General features: G+C 65.5%; 15 protein-coding genes. 14 read left to right on the top strand and 1 reads right to left on the bottom strand.

Going from position 1 to position 17,133, the window contains the following annotated elements; translation table 11 throughout:
* The first annotated feature begins 86 nt into the window (after positions 1 to 86).
* The 14 genes from asd (at position 87) to BBA01S_RS13530 (ending at position 16,280) form a co-directional block, all read left to right on the top strand.
* Complete coding sequence (gene asd / locus BBA01S_RS13595; protein WP_027816936.1) at positions 87 to 1,208, top strand: aspartate-semialdehyde dehydrogenase; 1,122 nt, start codon at positions 87 to 89, stop codon at positions 1,206 to 1,208.
* Between the two features lie 110 nt (positions 1,209 to 1,318).
* The gene (locus BBA01S_RS41140) at positions 1,319 to 3,670 is read left to right on the top strand and encodes a FimV/HubP family polar landmark protein (RefSeq protein ID WP_084162131.1); all 2,352 of its coding nucleotides are present in this window, start codon (positions 1,319 to 1,321) and stop codon (positions 3,668 to 3,670) included.
* 14 nt (positions 3,671 to 3,684) lie between these two features.
* Positions 3,685 to 4,491, top strand: coding sequence for a tRNA pseudouridine(38-40) synthase TruA (gene truA / locus BBA01S_RS13585; RefSeq protein WP_027816934.1), 807 nt, complete (start codon positions 3,685 to 3,687; stop codon positions 4,489 to 4,491).
* Between the two features lie 87 nt (positions 4,492 to 4,578).
* Positions 4,579 to 5,259: a phosphoribosylanthranilate isomerase gene (locus tag BBA01S_RS13580; RefSeq protein WP_027816933.1), complete on the top strand. Its 681-nt coding sequence runs from the start codon at positions 4,579 to 4,581 to the stop codon at positions 5,257 to 5,259.
* Between the two features lie 62 nt (positions 5,260 to 5,321).
* Positions 5,322 to 6,515, top strand: coding sequence for a tryptophan synthase subunit beta (gene trpB, locus BBA01S_RS13575; RefSeq protein ID WP_027816932.1), 1,194 nt, complete (start codon positions 5,322 to 5,324; stop codon positions 6,513 to 6,515).
* Between the two features lie 21 nt (positions 6,516 to 6,536).
* Entirely contained in the window at positions 6,537 to 7,433 is an 897-nt protein-coding gene (locus BBA01S_RS13570; RefSeq protein WP_027816931.1) for a DNA-methyltransferase, read from the top strand.
* Positions 7,434 to 7,514: 81 nt separating this feature from the next.
* Positions 7,515 to 8,330 (top strand): tryptophan synthase subunit alpha, encoded by an 816-nt coding sequence (trpA, locus tag BBA01S_RS13565; RefSeq protein ID WP_027816930.1) that lies wholly within the window; start codon positions 7,515 to 7,517, stop codon positions 8,328 to 8,330.
* A gap of 139 nt (positions 8,331 to 8,469) precedes the next feature.
* Positions 8,470 to 9,342: an acetyl-CoA carboxylase, carboxyltransferase subunit beta gene (gene accD / locus BBA01S_RS13560; protein WP_027816929.1), complete on the top strand. Its 873-nt coding sequence runs from the start codon at positions 8,470 to 8,472 to the stop codon at positions 9,340 to 9,342.
* A 183-nt stretch (positions 9,343 to 9,525) separates the two neighbouring features.
* On the top strand, positions 9,526 to 10,836 hold the full coding sequence (gene folC / locus BBA01S_RS13555; RefSeq protein WP_027816928.1) for a bifunctional tetrahydrofolate synthase/dihydrofolate synthase: 1,311 nt from the start codon (positions 9,526 to 9,528) through the stop codon (positions 10,834 to 10,836).
* 49 nt (positions 10,837 to 10,885) lie between these two features.
* On the top strand, positions 10,886 to 11,830 hold the full coding sequence (locus BBA01S_RS13550; RefSeq protein WP_027816927.1) for an SPOR domain-containing protein: 945 nt from the start codon (positions 10,886 to 10,888) through the stop codon (positions 11,828 to 11,830).
* A 7-nt stretch (positions 11,831 to 11,837) separates the two neighbouring features.
* Positions 11,838 to 12,332, top strand: coding sequence for a CvpA family protein (locus BBA01S_RS13545; protein WP_027816926.1), 495 nt, complete (start codon positions 11,838 to 11,840; stop codon positions 12,330 to 12,332).
* 128 nt (positions 12,333 to 12,460) lie between these two features.
* A complete protein-coding gene (purF, locus tag BBA01S_RS13540) occupies positions 12,461 to 14,005 on the top strand; it encodes an amidophosphoribosyltransferase (protein ID WP_027816925.1) in 1,545 nt (514 codons plus the stop codon).
* Positions 14,006 to 14,165: 160 nt separating this feature from the next.
* Positions 14,166 to 15,362, top strand: coding sequence for an O-succinylhomoserine sulfhydrylase (locus tag BBA01S_RS13535; protein WP_027816924.1), 1,197 nt, complete (start codon positions 14,166 to 14,168; stop codon positions 15,360 to 15,362).
* 45 nt (positions 15,363 to 15,407) lie between these two features.
* The gene (locus tag BBA01S_RS13530; RefSeq protein ID WP_027816923.1) at positions 15,408 to 16,280 is read left to right on the top strand and encodes an MOSC domain-containing protein; all 873 of its coding nucleotides are present in this window, start codon (positions 15,408 to 15,410) and stop codon (positions 16,278 to 16,280) included.
* A gap of 15 nt (positions 16,281 to 16,295) precedes the next feature.
* On the opposite strand, the gene BBA01S_RS13525 is transcribed toward BBA01S_RS13530, so the two are convergent.
* A complete protein-coding gene (locus tag BBA01S_RS13525) occupies positions 16,296 to 17,096 on the bottom strand; it encodes an AraC family transcriptional regulator (protein ID WP_027816922.1) in 801 nt (266 codons plus the stop codon).
* Positions 17,097 to 17,133 lie beyond the last annotated feature (37 nt).

The following is a 17,133-nucleotide window of genomic DNA, read 5'->3' as shown; positions in this document are numbered from 1 at the left end:
TTGATCGCTCGTCGTGCCCGCTCATCTTCCCCGCGCGGCCACGCCGGGCGAGCGAAGCGGGGAAGTGTCCAAATCAAGGGTTAGTCATGAACGTAGGTCTCGTAGGTTGGCGCGGCATGGTCGGCAGCGTGCTGATGCAGCGCATGCAGGAAGAACGTGATTTCGACCTGATCGAACCGGTGTTTTTCAGCACCAGCAACGCAGGCGGCGCGGCTCCGTCGTTCGCCAAAAACGAGACGAAGCTCAAGGACGCGAACAACGTCGACGAGCTCAAGAAGTGCGATGCCATCATCACCTGCCAGGGCGGCGACTACACCAACGAGGTGTATCCGAAGCTGCGCGCGGCAGGCTGGACTGGCTACTGGATCGATGCGGCGTCGGCGCTGCGCATGAAGGACGACGCGGTCATCATTCTCGACCCGGTCAACCTCGACGTCATCAAGGACGCGCTGGTCAAGGGCCAGAAGGACTTCGTCGGCGGCAACTGCACGGTCAGCCTGATGCTGATGGCGCTGGGCGGCCTGTTCCGCGAGAACCTCGTCGACTGGATGACGGCCATGACGTACCAGGCTGCTTCGGGCGCGGGCGCACAGAACATGCGTGAGCTGCTCTCGCAGATGGGCGCGCTCAACGCGGCGGTGGCGACCGATCTGGCCAACCCGTCGTCGGCGATCCTGGACATCGACCGCAAGGTGCTCGCCACCATGAACAGCGACGCCATGCCGACGAGCCAGTTCGGCGTGCCGCTCGCGGGCTCGCTGATTCCGTGGATCGACAAGGATCTCGGCAACGGCATGTCGAAGGAAGAGTGGAAGGGCGGCGCGGAAACCAACAAGATCCTTGGCAAGCCCGCGATGGGCGAGCCGGGCTCGATCCCGGTCGACGGTCTGTGCGTGCGTATCGGCGCAATGCGCTGCCACTCGCAGGCGCTCACGATCAAGCTGAAGAAGGACGTGCCGCTCGACGAGATCAACGGCATCCTCGCTTCGGCCAACGACTGGGTCAAGGTCGTGCCGAACGAACGTGAGGCTTCGATGCGCGATCTGTCGCCCGCACAGGTCACTGGCACGCTGTCGGTGCCGGTCGGCCGCCTGCGCAAGCTGGCGATGGGCGGCGAGTATCTGTCGGCCTTCACGGTCGGCGACCAGCTGCTGTGGGGCGCTGCTGAGCCGCTGCGTCGCATGCTGCGGATTCTGCTCGACAAGTGAATGAATTAAACTACGCGGCTAATGACGCGTAGACAGGCAAAAAGCGCCGCGCCAGTCGCGGCGCTTTTTTATTTTCGCGGCCCTCGCGCGTGGCCAGCGAGCCCGACCCCATGAATTCCCGATTGATCGACCGCCGCGCGAGCGGCGAGCCAGGGCAACTGATGACCGTTCGACTTGACTCTGTACCCGCTGACCGGGATATCCACAACACGAAGGCGCGACGCGCCATGCAGGCTGTCGCCGCCGCGGCGATGCTGGCGCTGGCTGGTGCGGCCGATGCTGCGACTGCAGCCAGCACTGCTGCGCCTGCGCAGGCTACGAGCGCTGCTGCCGCTGCTTCGGGCGCGTCCGCCGCAGCGCCTGCGCTGCCCGTGATCGGCCAGTACACCGTGCATCCGGGCCAGTCGCTGCATGACGTCGCCGTCGACGTCACCCAGTCGCACGACAAGATGACGCTCGCGCGTGCGAGCCAGGCGCTGTTCGACGCCAATCCCAACGCGTTCATGAAGAACGATCCGAGCCGCCTGAAAGTCGGCGCGACGCTGGAGGTGCCGGGCACGCCGGATATGGCGAGCGGGGCGTCGGGCGTGACGCCGGCTTCGGCTCCGGCTGCTGCTCCGGTGGCGGCGGCCAGCGCTGCTGCGGCGGCGTCTTCCGTGGCGCCTTCGGCCAGCTTGACGGCAGCATCGGCTGTGGCTGTGGCGAACGCCGCAAGCGGCGCAGCGAGCGCCTCCGCGCCCGAAGCGGCTGCGAGTGCGCCGATAGCATCGGCTGCGACTTCCGCGAGCGCGCCCGCCGTGGCTGCGCCGGCCAGCGACGGCCATTCGTGGAGCGGCGCGGTGCAGGCCTCGGCTTCCAGCGCGGCTTCGGCCACCGCTGCGCCGGTCACGGTTTCCAGTCTTCAGCAATTGCTCGCGCTCAAGAATCGTGTGCTGATGGCGCTGCAACATGGCGTCGGCAAGCAGGCGCAGGTCGCTGGCGGTACGGGCGCGGCTGCGGCTGGCGCGCATGGCGCGTCGGCGGGCGGTGCGGTGGGCGCGAACGTCGCGCAACCGGAAGTCTCGCCGGTCACGTGGGGCGTCGTTGCGGCGGTTCTGCTGGCTTTTGTCGCGCTGATCGTGCGTCTCTTGACGCGCAAGCGCCGCAAGGCTGCGCCCGCAGCCGATGAAACCCCGGCTCAGCCGCTCGCGGCCGCTGCGTACGCCGCTGCGCAAGAGGACGCGCATGACGAGCACCACGAAGCCGGGCATCACGAAGCGCCCGTGCTGAGCGAACCGCTCAGTGAGGCTCCGCACCACGACACAGAACTCGACCACGCGGCTGATGCCGCAAGCCTTTCGGCAGCCGCCGAACTCGGCGCGGACGCACTGCCGCCGACGGTCTTCGAAGCCCCGCACGCTGAAGCAGAGAACGGCCTCGCCGAACTGCACGCCGATCGCGTTGAACATGGCATCCATCCGCACGGCGTCGAGTCGGGCGAGCCGCAGTCGCTGGCCGACGCAACCGACGCTGCAAGCCTCTCTGCTGCCGCCGAGCTTGGCGCAGCGGCGCTGCCGACGGAAGGCGTGACGGGCTGGCGCACGACCGGCGAGGCGGAAGAACTCGCACGCGAAGCCGAAGCCACCGCCGAAGCGCAGACCGACGAGCACAACGACGAGCCGCAACTGCCGGCCGCCCCGCATGCCGCGATCGGCGCCGAACTGCGCGCAATCGAGCTGACGATGCCGGGCGACGAGCACGAGCACGAGCACAAGCTGGTGCAGCCCGAAACCGGATCGCACGAAGCCGCACAAGCCGAGCCGACGCTCGCTGCCGTCGCCCCCGTCGCTGAAGTAGCCGAACCGCAACACGCCGCACCCGTAGTTCCGGATGTACCCGCAGTCCCCAAAGAACAAGAAATGACCCAACTGGAAGTACCGAAAGAGTTTCCGAAGTCCGCAGTAGACGCGCTTGGCAGCCTCGACATGCCGCTGCCGCCGCGCGTCGATGTACCCGATTTCCCGCAGACTGCCAGCATGCCGTCGTTCGCCCCGAGCAGCCTGCCGGTCGCCACGCCCGAGACGATCGCGCGCCAGTCGCTGCCGTTCGCCGAGCCGCCCGCGCCGCCGGTCGGCAAGGCCATCGAAGCCGGTACGGCCGGTTTCGGCTCGATCGCGGGCCTGGGCGCCGCCATGGGCACCTCGCCGGTCGGCGCGCCGCCGATGGGCACGCCGCGCTTCGGCACGCTCTCGCTCGATTTCGACCTGAACCTGCCGCCCGATTCCGCCGAGCCGCTGCCTGTCTTCACGCCGGAGCAGCTGGCCCGTATCGCACGCAACAAGCTCGACCTCGCGCATGAATACATCGAGCTGGGCGACCTGGCAGGCGCACGCGCGCTCATCAATGAAGTGATCGAGTCGAACGACCACGCCACGGGCGCCGACGCGCAGGCGCTGCTGTCCACGCTCTCGCCGCTGTCCTGAGCGCCGCCGTCCGTATGCGTATCGCGCTTGGAATCCAGTACGACGGGGCCGCGTTCAACGGCTGGCAATCGCAGCCGCACGGCAAGACCGTGCAGGACGCGCTCGAACGCGCGCTGCGCGAGTTCGCGACCGTGCCGCTGTCCACGGTGGTCGCGGGCCGCACCGACACGGGCGTGCATGGCCTCGGCCAGGTCGTCCACTTCGACACCGACCTCGACCGCACGCCGTTCTCGTGGGTGCGCGGCACCAATGCGTTCCTGCCGTCGACGGTGGCCGTGCAATGGGCGAAGCCGATGCCCGAGGCTTTCCACGCGCGCTTCGCCGCTTTCGAGCGCACCTACTACTACGTGCTCTACGTGAACCCGGTGCGCTCGCCGATGCTGGCGGGGCGCGCGGGCTGGATCCACACGCCGCTCGACGTCGATGCGATGCGCGAAGCGGCGCAATGCCTGATCGGCGAGCACGATTTTTCGGCGTTCCGTTCGTCTGAGTGCCAGTCGAAAACGCCGGTCAAGCATCTCTATCAGATCGACATCCGGCCGCTGGGCGACTTCATCCACTTCCGGTTTCGCGCCAACGCCTTCCTGCATCACATGGTGCGCAACCTGATGGGCTGCCTCGTGGCGGTGGGGCGCGGACGCTATCCGGCAACGTGGATGGCCGAAATCCTGGCGGGGCTCGATCGCGGCAAGGCCGCACCGACCTTCATGCCCGACGGCCTTTATCTCGCCCAGGTAGGTTATCCTGACGAGTTCGCCGTTCCTGCTGCGCATACGGCCAGCGTGCCGTGGAGCACGGTCTGGGCGGACGAGGCGGCCTGAAGGCAGGTTGCGCCTATTTGCCTGCAATGTGCGCCCAACCTCATTGAACGCGCTATCAACCAACACGATCATTTCGAGCCATCAGCCATGACGTCAGTCGAGTCCATCGTCGCCGAGCACCGCACCCGCATCAAGCTGTGTGGGCTTTCGACGCCCGAAGCGGTCGCGCACGCCATCGACCTCGGTGCGGACGCCATCGGCCTCGTGTTCTACCCGCCCAGCGCGCGCTCGGTGAGCGTGGCGCAGGCTGTCGAACTGGCGCACGATATTCCGCCGTTCGTGTCGGTGGTGGGGCTGTTTGTGAATCCCACGCCGCAATGGATCAGCGAAGTCGCGAGCAACGTCTCGCTCACGCTCCTGCAATTCCATGGCGACGAGACGCCGCGCCAGTGCGAGGCGCTGGCGGCCGTTGCCGGTTTGCCCTGGTTGCGGGCGCTGCGAGTGGCGGCGGATACTCAACCGGCCGATTTGATAGAATCGGCGAATAGTTATTCATCAGCCAGCGGCCTGCTTTTCGACACTCATGTCGATGGTTACGGCGGCGGCGGGAAGGTCTTCGATTGGTCACTTATCCCCGCAGGGCTCGCGCGTCGGGCCGTTTTGAGTGGTGGCTTGAACGCGCAAAACGTCGGTGATGCGATTCGCCAGGTGCGTCCGTTCGCCGTCGATGTCTCCAGTGGCATCGAGGCTCCGGGCGCCAGGGGCGTGAAAGATCACGCCCGTATGGCGGCGTTTGTGCGCGCAGTGCGCGAAGCAGACGCGGGATAATTTCTTGGGTCAACCCGCCCTTGCGCAACGCAAGGCGCTCTGGTTGGCCGAGCGAGTGACTTATGTACAATTTGCCCGATGAACGTGGCCATTTCGGCCAATATGGCGGCGTGTTCGCTGCCGAAACCCTGATGCAGGCGATCGAGGAACTGCGCGTGGCTTACGCGAAGTTCAAGGACGATCCCGAATTCGTTGCTGAATATCAGCGCGAGTTGAAGCATTTTGTCGGCCGTCCGTCGCCGATCTATCACGCCCAACGCTGGAGCGAGATGGTGGGCGGCGCGCAGATCTATCTCAAGCGCGAAGACCTGAACCACACGGGCGCCCACAAGGTGAACAACGTGATCGGCCAGGCGCTGCTCGCCCGCCGCATGGGCAAGCCGCGCGTGATCGCCGAAACCGGCGCGGGCCAGCACGGCGTGGCCACGGCCACGATCGCGGCGCGCTTCGGCATGGAATGCGTGGTCTACATGGGCGCGGAAGACGTGCGTCGTCAGGCCGCCAACGTCTACCGCATGAAGTTGCTGGGCGCGACGGTCGTGCCGGTCGAATCCGGCTCGCGTACGCTCAAGGACGCGCTCAACGAAGCGATGCGCGACTGGGTCACCAACGTCGAAAACACCTTCTACATCATCGGTACCGTGGCGGGCCCGCACCCGTACCCGATGATGGTGCGCGACTTCCAGCGCGTGATCGGCGACGAATGCCGCGTGCAAATGCCCGAAATCACGGGCCGTCAGCCTGACGCCGTGATCGCCTGCGTAGGCGGCGGCTCTAACGCGATGGGCATCTTTTACCCGTATATCGACGATAGTTCGGTGCAGTTGATCGGCGTCGAACCGGCTGGCGACGGCATGAAAACGGGCCGTCACGCTGCCTCGCTCGCGGCCGGCACGCCGGGCGTGCTGCACGGCAACCGCACCTATCTGCTCCAGGACGAGAACGGCCAGATCATCGAGACGCATTCGGTTTCGGCGGGTCTCGACTATCCCGGCGTCGGCCCTGAGCACGCGTGGCTCAAGGACAGCGGCCGCGCGCAGTACGTGACCATCGACGACGAGGAAGCGCTCAAGGCGTTCCACGACTGCTGCCGCATCGAAGGCATCATCCCTGCGCTCGAATCGAGCCACGCGCTCGCGTATGCGGCGAAGCTCGCGCCGACGCTGCCCAAGGACAAGGTTCTGCTGGTGAACCTGTCGGGCCGCGGCGACAAGGACATGCACACGGTCGCCGAGCGATCGGGCATTCAGTTCTAGGCGCCCGGAGCGATACGACCGATGCGTGACGAGTTCGACGAGCCGGAAATGCCGGCGCCCGTGAGTGAAGTTGTGAGCATTCCCGCCGCGGAACAAGTGGCGGCGGGGGCGCTCGCCCTGCCTGCGGTGCCCGACACAATCCGGCTCCTGAACCGCGATTTTCTGACCGATGCGGCGAATTTGCCCGATGCCTCGATCGACCTGATCGTCGCCGATCCGCCTTATGGGCTCGGCAAGGACTACGGCAACGACTCCGACATGCGTTCGGGCGAGGACTTCCTCTCCTGGACTTACGCGTGGCTCGACCTGGCGATTCCGAAGCTCAAGCCGAGCGGCTCGCTCTACGTGTTTTGCACCTGGCAGTATGCGCCTGAGATCTTCGTCTATCTGAAGTCGAAAATGACGATGATTAACGAGATCGTCTGGGATCGTCGCGTTCCCAGCATGGGCGGCACGACTCGCCGCTTTACCTCGGTGCATGACAACATCGGTTTCTTCGCGGTGTCGAAGGATTACTACTTCGACCTCGATCCCGTGCGCATCCCGTACGATGCCGTCACGAAGAAGGCGCGTTCGCGCAAGTTGTTTGAAGGCAGCAAGTGGCTGGAGCTCGGCTACAACCCCAAGGACGTCTGGTCGGTTTCGCGGCTGCATCGCCAGCACGCGGAACGCGTCGATCATCCGACCCAGAAGCCCCTGGAAATCGTCGAGCGCATGGTGCTCGCGAGCTGCCCGCCGGGCGGCCGCGTGCTGGACCCGTTCATGGGCAGCGGCACCACGGCAGTCGCCTGCGCGCGTCAGAAGCGCGAATTCGTCGGCTATGAAATCAATGAAAGTTACTGCGCGATCGCGCGCGAACGTGTGAGTCTGGCCGCAGAAGCGGCCCCCGCGTCCGCGACGGTGGCGGCAGGCGTTTGAGTCGAACGCGAGTCGAACTCACGCGTTGCCGCGCTCGTCGACCATTGGCGTCGCGCAGTACCACCGAATGAGGACCCTGAAATGTCCCGTATCAACAGCAAATTCGCGGCGCTTGCCGCCGCCGGCAAGAAAGGCCTGATCCCGTTCATGACGGCGGGCGACCCCGATCCGGCGCGCACCGTCGAGTTCATGCACGCGCTCGCCGCTGGCGGCGCCGACGTGATCGAACTGGGCGTGCCGTTTTCCGATCCGATGGCCGACGGCCCCGTGATCCAGCAGTCGTCGGAGCGTGCGCTCGCCAAGGGCGTGACGCTCAAGAGCGTGCTGGCCGACGTCAAGCGCTTCCGCGAGACCGACAACGAAACGCCCGTCGTGCTGATGGGCTACGCCAATCCGATCGAGCGCATGGGCGCGGAAGCTTTCGCGGCCGCCGCGCAGGCAGCGGGCGTGGACGGCGTGCTGGTGGTCGACTATCCGCCCGAGGAATCGGTGGAATTCGCCGCGAAGATGAAGGCTGCCGACATCGATCCGATCTTCCTGCTCGCGCCCACCTCCACGGACGAGCGCATCGCGGAAGTCGGCCGGATGGCCAGCGGCTATGTCTATTACGTGTCGCTCAAGGGCGTGACGGGCGCGGCGAACCTCGACGTGGCGAGCATCGCGAGTAAAATCCCGGCGATCAAGGCGCGCGTGCCGCTGCCCGTGGGCGTGGGCTTCGGTATTCGCGACGCGCAAACCGCAGCCGCAGTCGCCGAAGTCTCGGACGCCGTGGTGATCGGCAGTCGCATCGTGCAACTGCTTCAGCAGGCGGCGCCCGACACTGCAGCGCAAACGCTCACGCAGTTCATTGCCGATATTCGGACAGCACTCGACGCCGTTTCTGACAAGGCGAGATGATCGCGGTTAGAGACTAGATTCGAGTCTGCTGTAAAATCCACTTTTCGCCATGCGCGGTCGGGGTCGGAACCCGGTCGAAATGACTGCCGTATCAAACCGGCCGCCGCGCCCGCGCATCACGATGAAGGAAGAAACAACAATGAGCTGGCTCGATAAACTGCTGCCGCCCAAGATCAAGCAAACCGATCCGAAAAGCCGCAAGAGCATTCCGGAAGGTCTGTGGATCAAGTGCCCGAAGTGCGAAGCGGTGCTGTACCGCAACGACGTCGAAGCGAACCTCCACGTCTGCCCGAAGTGCGACCACCACATGCGCATCAACGCGCGCGAGCGCCTGGACGGCCTGCTCGATCCGGAAGGTCGCTATGAAATCGGCCAGGAGATCGTGCCGGTCGACGCGCTGAAGTTCAAGGACAGCCGCAAGTACCCGGACCGTATCAAGGAAGCGATGGACGACACCGGCGAAACCGACGCCATGGTCGTCATGGGCGGCGCGATCCACACGCTGCCTTGCGTGGTCGCCTGCTTCGAGTTCTCGTTCATGGGCGGCTCGATGGGTTCGGTGGTCGGCGAGCGTTTTGCCCGTGGCGCGCAAAACGCGCTGGAGCAGCAAGTGCCGTTCATCTGCTTTACCGCTTCGGGCGGCGCGCGCATGCAGGAAAGCCTGCTGTCGCTCATGCAGATGGCCAAGACCACGGCCATGCTGACCAAGCTGTCTGAAGCCAAGCTGCCGTTCATCTCCGTGCTGACCGACCCGACGATGGGCGGCGTGTCGGCGAGCTTCGCGTTCCTGGGCGACGTGGTGATCGCCGAGCCGAAGGCGCTGATCGGCTTTGCCGGCCCGCGCGTGATCGAGCAGACCGTGCGCGAGAAGCTGCCGGAAGGCTTCCAGCGTTCGGAGTTCCTGCTGCAGAAGGGCGCCATCGACATGATCGTCGACCGTCGCAAGCTGCGCGAGGAAATCGCCCAGTTGATGGCGATCATGCAGCGCCAGCCCGCCGACGCAGTGGCCTGACGCAAACAGACGCTAAGGCGCGGAACTTCATGATTCCGCGCCGTGTCAGACGCGCCGCAAGCGAAAGCAAGCGGCGCGTTGTCATTTCCGCGATAATGCCGTGTTTTCGAAGCGTGCGGGTTCGCTTCATCCGGTTTCCATTGAATCGCGCCGCACTTCCTGAATCATTCCGCTAACGTCCCGATGAGTACCTTTCCCACCCTCGACGCGTGGCTCACGCATCTCGAAACCGCGCATCCGGTTGGCATCGACATGGGCCTTGGCCGCATCAGCCAGGTCAAGGACGCGCTGAACCTGCAGTTCGCCTGTCCGATCTTCACGGTCGGCGGCACCAACGGGAAGGGCTCGACCTGCGCGATTCTGGAAACGATCCTGCTGAAGGCCGGCTATCACGTCGGCTGCCACACGTCGCCGCACCTGCTCGCGTTCAACGAGCGCGCGCGCATCGATGGCCAGCAGGCCAGCGACGCCGACCTGCTGCCGCACTTCGAGGCCGTGGAAGCCGCGCGCAATGCGCTCGCCACGCCGGTCTCGCTCACGTACTTCGAATTCACGACGCTGGCGATCATGCATCTGTTCGCCTCGCGCGGGCTTGACGCCGTGATCTTCGAAGTGGGCCTGGGCGGCCGTCTGGACGCCGTGAACATCCTTGACGCCGATTGCGCGATCGTCACCAGCATCGACCTCGATCACACGGAATACCTGGGCGATACGCGCGAGAAGATCGGCTTCGAGAAGGCTGGCATCTTCCGCGCGGGCAAGCCGGCGATCTGCTCGGATCCGCTGCCGCCGCAAACGCTGATCGACCATGCTGAAGCGATCGGCGCCGAACTGTGGCTCTTCGGCCGTGATTTCCGCTATGAAGGCGCGCCCGGCAACGAACGCCAGCAATGGAGCTATGTCGGCCCGACGCAACGCCGCTCGGCGCTCGCGTACCCGGCGCTGCGCGGCGCGAATCAGCTGATCAATACCTCGGCGGCGCTCGCGGCGCTCGAATCGATGCGCGACCGGCTACCGGTGTCGGCGCAGGATATTCGCCTGGGCCTCGCCAATGTCGAGTTGCCGGGCCGCTTCCAGGTGCTGCCGGGCAAGCCCGCGATTATTTTCGATGTGGGTCACAATCCGCATGCGGCGGCCGTGCTCGGGCAAAATCTCGGCAGCATGGGCTATTTTCCCTACACGTACGCGGTTTTTGGCGCCATGCGGGACAAGGACATCGCGGGCGTGATCGGCCACCTGAAGGGCGAGATCGACCACTGGTGCGTGACCGGCCTGCCGGGCCCGCGCGCCGCATCGGCACGCGAACTGGAAGACGTGCTGCGCGAAGCCGGAGTCGAAGACGGCGACGACAGCAGCGTCACCCGCTATGAAACGCCCGCCGAGGCGTTTCAAGATGCGCTAAAACGGGCTACCGAAAATGATAGAATCGTTGTTTTCGGGAGTTTTCTGACAGTCGCCGGCGTCATGGCCTGGCGAAAGTCACAGCAGCACTGATCGCGCGGCACCCTGCAAGCCGCCACGCACAGGCCAAAAGCAGCCATACATGGGAATTTTCTCGTTCGGCAAGAAAGACGACGCGCCCCGCCGACGCGGTGCCGAAGCGGGCTCCACCACCCGGCGGAGCAGTCAGAACACGCGCGTGGAGCGGCGTAGCCGCCGGCCGGACCGCACGCGCGATGCCGAGGCCATGCTCCTCGATCCCACGTTGCCGGAAAAGCAGCGCGCGCGCCGCCGCCTGGTGGGCGCGATTGCGCTCGTGCTGGCCGCCATCGTGATCCTGCCGATGGTGCTCGACTCCCATCCGAAGCCCGTCACGGACGACATCGCCATCGACATTCCGAGCCATCCCGCGCCGAAGAACGCCGCGCGCGACGATGACGAGGATACGCAGGCCGGTGTGGCACCCGACAATCCCGCCGCGCCGGAAGCGGCGCCGGGGGCGTCGGGTCTCGCGGCAGCTAACTCCGCGAACAGCGCTGCAAATAGCACCGCATCCGCCCAGAACACGCAATCGACGAAATCCGCGCAAGCCGCCGCAACCCGACCTGCGCCTGCAGCACAGGCGCAGACGCCGGCCGCGCAATCGTCGCAATCAACTCAAGCAACCCAGACCGCACAAGCGCCCAAGCCCGCCGCGAAACCCGCGCAGCCGGCCGCGAAGCCTGCCCAGTCGACTACAGCTACCGCATCGAACGCACCGAACGCATCGAATGACAGCAGCGACGCGGGCACGCCCGCAGCGCCTGCTGGCGCGCGCTTCGCGGTGCAACTCGGCGCGTTCGCGAACGACGCCGCCGCGAATCGCTGGGTGACCAAGTTGAAAGCTGCGGGTGTACCCGCATATACCGAACAACGCAAGGAAGCCGACGGCTCCACGCGCACCCTGTTGCGCGCCGGGCCGTTCCCCGACCGCGCGGCCGCCTCGGAGGCGATCGCGAAGGTGCGCGGCGCGGGGCTGGCGTCGGGTTCCAACGGCAACGCCGAATAAGCCGTCGATGTTCACGGCATTCGACTACGCTGTAATGGCGGTGATGGGTCTGTCCGCGCTGCGAGGCGCGTGGCGGGGCTTTATCGGCGAGATTTTCGGGCTGATCGGCTGGATCGCGGCATTCATTGTGGGATGCCGTTTCGTGGATCGCGTGGTGCCCTTCATTCCGGCGAACTGGCCGGGCGGGGCGCTGACCCAGTGGCTGATCGCCTTCGCGCTGATCGTGATTGCCGTGGTGCTCGTGGCTGGCGTGGGCAATGCAGTGCTCGGCCGGCTGGTACAGGTGAGCGGCCTGTCGGGAGTGGACCGCTCGCTCGGGATGTTGTTCGGGCTCGCGCGAGGCGTCGTGCTGGTGCTGATTCTCGTCGTCCTTGCGGGACTGACCGAGCTGCCCCAGCAGGACTTCTGGCGCAAGGCGCTGCTGCGGCCCTATGCCGAGCAGGGCGTGCACGAACTGAAACCGCTGTTGCCCGAGACGCTCGCGTCCTACGTTCACGTCTGATCAGAAGCTGATCGCGTGACGCAGGAGCGGCCCGAAGACAAGTACTGCCCCTTCGCGGCGCTTCGCGCCGGCTCTGCCGGCCGCCGTCACCGCGTCGTTACCGATTTCGCTTTTTTGAAGGACCTGCCATGTGCGGCATCGTAGGCGTAGTTTCCCGTTCTCCCGTCAATCAGCTTATCTATGACGCGTTGCTGCTCCTGCAGCACCGTGGTCAGGACGCGGCCGGCATTGCCACCGCGGACGGCAGCACCTTCCACATGCATAAGGCCAACGGCATGGTGCGCGACGTGTTTCGCACGCGCAACATGCGTAGCCTGCCTGGCACCAGCGGTATCGGCCAGGTGCGTTATCCGACGGCCGGCTCGGCGTCGAGCGAGGAAGAAGCCCAGCCGTTCTACGTGAACGCGCCGTTCGGCATCGTGCTCGCGCACAACGGCAATCTCACCAACTGGCAACAGTTGAAGGAAGAGATGTTCCGTGTCGACCGTCGCCACGTGAACACCAACTCCGACACCGAAGTGCTGCTCAACGTGCTCGCGCACGAAGTGCAGCTCGCCACCTCGGGCCTTGAGCTCGACCCGGCGACGCTCTTCAAGGCGGTGTCGGGCGTGCATCGCCGCCTGCGCGGCTCGTACGCGATCGTCTCGCTGATCGCCGGCCACGGCCTGCTCGCGTTCCGCGACCCGTTCGGCATTCGCCCGCTGTGCATCGGCAAGATGGAAACGCCGGAAGGCACCGAGTGGATGCTGGCGTCGGAATCGGTGGCGCTGGAAGGCATCGGCTTCGAATTCGTGCGCGACGTGCGCCCCGGCGAAGCCATCTTCATCGACTTCGACGGCAAGTTCCACTCGCAGCAATGCGCCACGGCGCCCAAGCTGAACCCCTGCATCTTCGAACTCGTGTACCTCGCGCGTCCGGATTCGGTGCTCGACGGCGTGCCGGTCTACAACGCGCGTCTGCGCATGGGCGACTATCTCGCCGAGAAGATCCAGCGCGAACTGCCCGACGTGAAGATCGACGTGGTCATGCCGATTCCCGACTCGTCGCGTCCTGCTGCGATGCAGGTGGCGAACAAGCTGGGCGTGGAATATCGCGAAGGCTTCTTCAAGAACCGCTACGTCGGTCGCACCTTCATCATGCCGGGCCAGGCGATGCGCAAGAAGTCGGTGCGCCAGAAGCTCAACGCCATGGGCATCGAGTTCAAGGGCAAGAACGTCCTGATCATCGACGACTCGATCGTGCGCGGCACCACCTCGCAGGAAATCGTGCAGATGGCGCGCGATGCGGGCGCAACCAAGGTGATCTTCGCTTCGGCGGCGCCGCCCGTGAAGTTCCCGAACGTGTACGGCATCGACATGCCCACGCGCGGCGAACTCGTGGCGCATGGCCGCACGGATGAGGAAGTCGCGCGTATCATCGGCGCGGATTACCTCGTCTATCAGGACGTGGATTCGCTCAAGAAGGCCGTGCGCGACATCAACCCGGAACTGGGCGAATTCGAAGCTTCGTGCTTCGACGGCGACTACATCACCGGCGATATCACGAGCGCTTATCTCGACAACATCGAAGCCGCGCGTCTCGCCCCGCAATCGCAGTCGGATCGCGACGCCGCGAGCGACGCGCAGGACGGCGGCACGCGTTCGCAACTGCACCTGCAACTGTCGGTGGAGTGATCCCCCGGCCAGCGCGAGCATGACGCCCGCGTTCCCGCCGATGCCGAAAGCCCGCTTTTTGCCTGCGCAAAAGCGGGCTTTTTTGCGCGTTTTTTTTGCGCTGGACGGGCAAGATTGAAGCATGATGCTTCAGGACACGGAGAAAACGGAGAACACCGGCATGGACGACAACTTCAACTTCGACACGCTGGCCGTACGCTCGGGCACGCTGCGCAGCGAGTTCAACGAGCATTCGGAAGCGCTCTACCTCACGTCGAGCTTCTGCTTCAACAGCGCCGCCGAAGCTGCCGAGCGCTTCGCGAATTCCGAAACCGGCTACACGTACGCGCGTTTCACCAACCCGACCGTCACGATGTTCCAGGATCGGCTGGCCGCGCTCGAAGGCGGCGAAGCCTGCATGGCGACGGCGTCGGGCATGGCCGCGATCATGTCGGTAGTGATGGCCACGTTGCAGCAGGGCGATCACATCGTCAGTTCGCGCAGCCTGTTCGGCTCGACGCTGGGCATGTTCTCGCAGATTTTCCCGCGCTTCGGCATCACGACGACGTTCGTCGATCCGCACGATCTCGATGCGTGGCAACAAGCGGTGCGCCCTGAAACGAAGCTCTTTTTCCTCGAAACGCCGTCGAACCCGCTCACCGAAGTCGCCGATATCGAAGCCGTGAGCAAGGTCGCCAAAGCCGCCGGTGCGCTCTTTGTCGTCGACAACTGCTTTTGCAGCCCGGCGCTGCAGCAGCCGCTCAAGTTCGGTGCGGATGTGGTGATGCACTCGGCGACCAAGTTTCTCGACGGCCAGGGACGCGTGCTGGGAGGGGCGCTGGTCGGCTCGAAGGCGTTCATTCAGGAGAAGGTGTTTCCATTCGTGCGCAGCGCGGGGCCGACGCTTTCCGCGTTCAACGCGTGGGTGCTGCTCAAGGGCATGGAAACGCTCTCACTGCGCGTGGAGAAGCAATCGGACAACGCGCTCGAAATCGCGCGCTGGCTCGAAGCGCATCCGGCTGTGAAGCGCGTTTTCTATCCGGGCCTCGAATCGCATCCTCAACACGCGCTGGCGATGCGTCAGCAGAAGAAGGGCGGCGCGATTGTCTCGTTCGAGCTGAAAGGCGACACGCCGGAGGCCCAGCGCGCCAACGCCTGGCGCGTGATCGACAACACGAAGGTCTGCTCGATCACCGGTAACCTGGGCGACACGCGCACGACCATCACGCATCCGGCCACGACGACGCATGGCCGCGTCACGCCAGAGGCGCGCGCGGCGGCGGGCATTACCGAAGGGCTGATCCGTCTCGCCGTGGGACTCGAAGATCCGCAGGACGTGCGCCGCGACCTCGCGCGCGGACTCGACGGCGTGCAATAAGACGCCTTGTTTCGGGCGATATTCTAATTATTGGGTGAGTGCATCATGGCGGTGATTCGTGGCTTGTTCGTCTATCCGGTGAAATCGTGCGGCGCGATCGCGCTCGACCGCGCGCAACTCGAATTGCAGGGACTGATGTGGGGTCGTCACTGGATGGTTGTGGACGCAACGGGCCGCTTCGTCTCGCAGCGCGAATACGCAGCAATGGCGCGTATCGTGCCGACCTTTGTCGATGACGGCGTGCGGCTTGCGATGGAGGGTGTCGACGCGCCGCTTCTGCTGCCGTTCGCACCGCGCGGCGATGAGATGCGTGTGCGCGCAACGGTCTGGAAGGACAGCTTCGATGCACTCGACGAAGGTGATGCGGCGGCGCAATGGTTCACGCGTGCATTGGGCGTGCCGGTGCGCCTCGTGCGTTTCGCGCAGGACGTCACGCGTCTGGCCAGCAAGAAGTGGACGCTGGACGAGGACGCACCCACCGAATTCGCCGATGGCTACCCGATCCTGGTCACGAGCGAATCGTCGCTGGCCGACCTCAACGCGCGCCTTGAAGCCAAAGGCGCGTCGCCCGTGCCGATGAGCCGCTTTCGCCCGAATATCGTCGTCGGCGATGCGGGCGAAGCGTTCGACGAGGACTTCATCGACACGCTGTCCATCGAAGGCGACGCGGGCCATGACGACGTGGTGCTGCGTTTCGTGAAGCCGTGCGCGCGCTGTCCGATCACGACCATCGATCAGCAGACTGGCGAGCACGACGCGCAATGGCCGGCCGAGCCGCTCGATACCTTGCAGACGTTTCGCGCCGATGCGCGGGTGGATGGCGGCCTGACCTTCGGGCAGAACGCGATTGTCGTGAGCGGCGCGGGCAGGCGCCTGGCCGTGGGCGCGCAGGCGCAGTGGGACTATCGCTTCGAATGAAGCGCCTGCCTGCGCTCAATGCGCGGGCAATGCGCGCCACTGTCCGGGCGCAAGCCCGAAGCGCCGCGTAAACGCGTGGGTGTACGCGCTCTGGTCGCCGAAGCCCACTTCCAGCGCGATCTGCGTGAGCGAGCGGCGCGGGTCTGCGAGCAGCGCCAGCGAGCTGTCGAGCCGCAGACGTTGCAGGTAGCGATGCGGCGTTTCGCCGAACGCTTCGATAAAAAGCTGATGAAAGCGCCGCATGCCGAAGCCGCAATGCGCGGCGAGATCGGCGATCCGCAATGGCTCCGCGAGATGCGCGCGCAGCCAGCGGTCGATGCGCGCGAAGTCGAGTCCGGCGGCCGCGGCGAAATTCGCGTCGCCGGCAATGCCGGTCTGCGCGATCACGGCGGCGCACAGGCGCGCCGAAGCGTCCCAATGGAAGCGGCGCACGCGTAACGCCGTATCGGCGTCCTGCTGCGCGACCGAGGCGCGTTCTGCAATCTGGCGCACGAGCGCGGTGAGCGCCGGGTCGACGCGTACGGCGCGGGCGCTATCGAACAGTCGCTCGGGCACCGCGAGCGAGGCCGCGGGCAGATCCATCACGAGCTGGCAGTTGTCGCCGATGCCGACATAGTCATGCTGCGCGCCGGCCGGAATCAGCCAGGCGGAGCATTCGTCGATACGCTCGCCCACGCCGTTCACCGACATCTCCATCGACCCGTCGAGCCCCAGCACGATCTGGTGAAAGTCGTGCAGGTCGGTGGCTTCGATCGCGCCATAGCGGCGCAGTTCGACGCCGGGCGCGAGGACGGGAGCGTGGTGATGCGGATTCATGTCGAACGGCTCAGAAGGCGAGCGCAATGAAAAGGCG

The organism is Paraburkholderia bannensis NBRC 103871, assembly GCF_000685015.1.
In the GTDB taxonomy this organism is placed as follows: domain Bacteria; phylum Pseudomonadota; class Gammaproteobacteria; order Burkholderiales; family Burkholderiaceae; genus Paraburkholderia; species Paraburkholderia bannensis.
The sequence above is the reverse complement of the archived record's forward strand: the minus strand, read 5'-3'. Positions and strand labels throughout refer to the sequence as shown.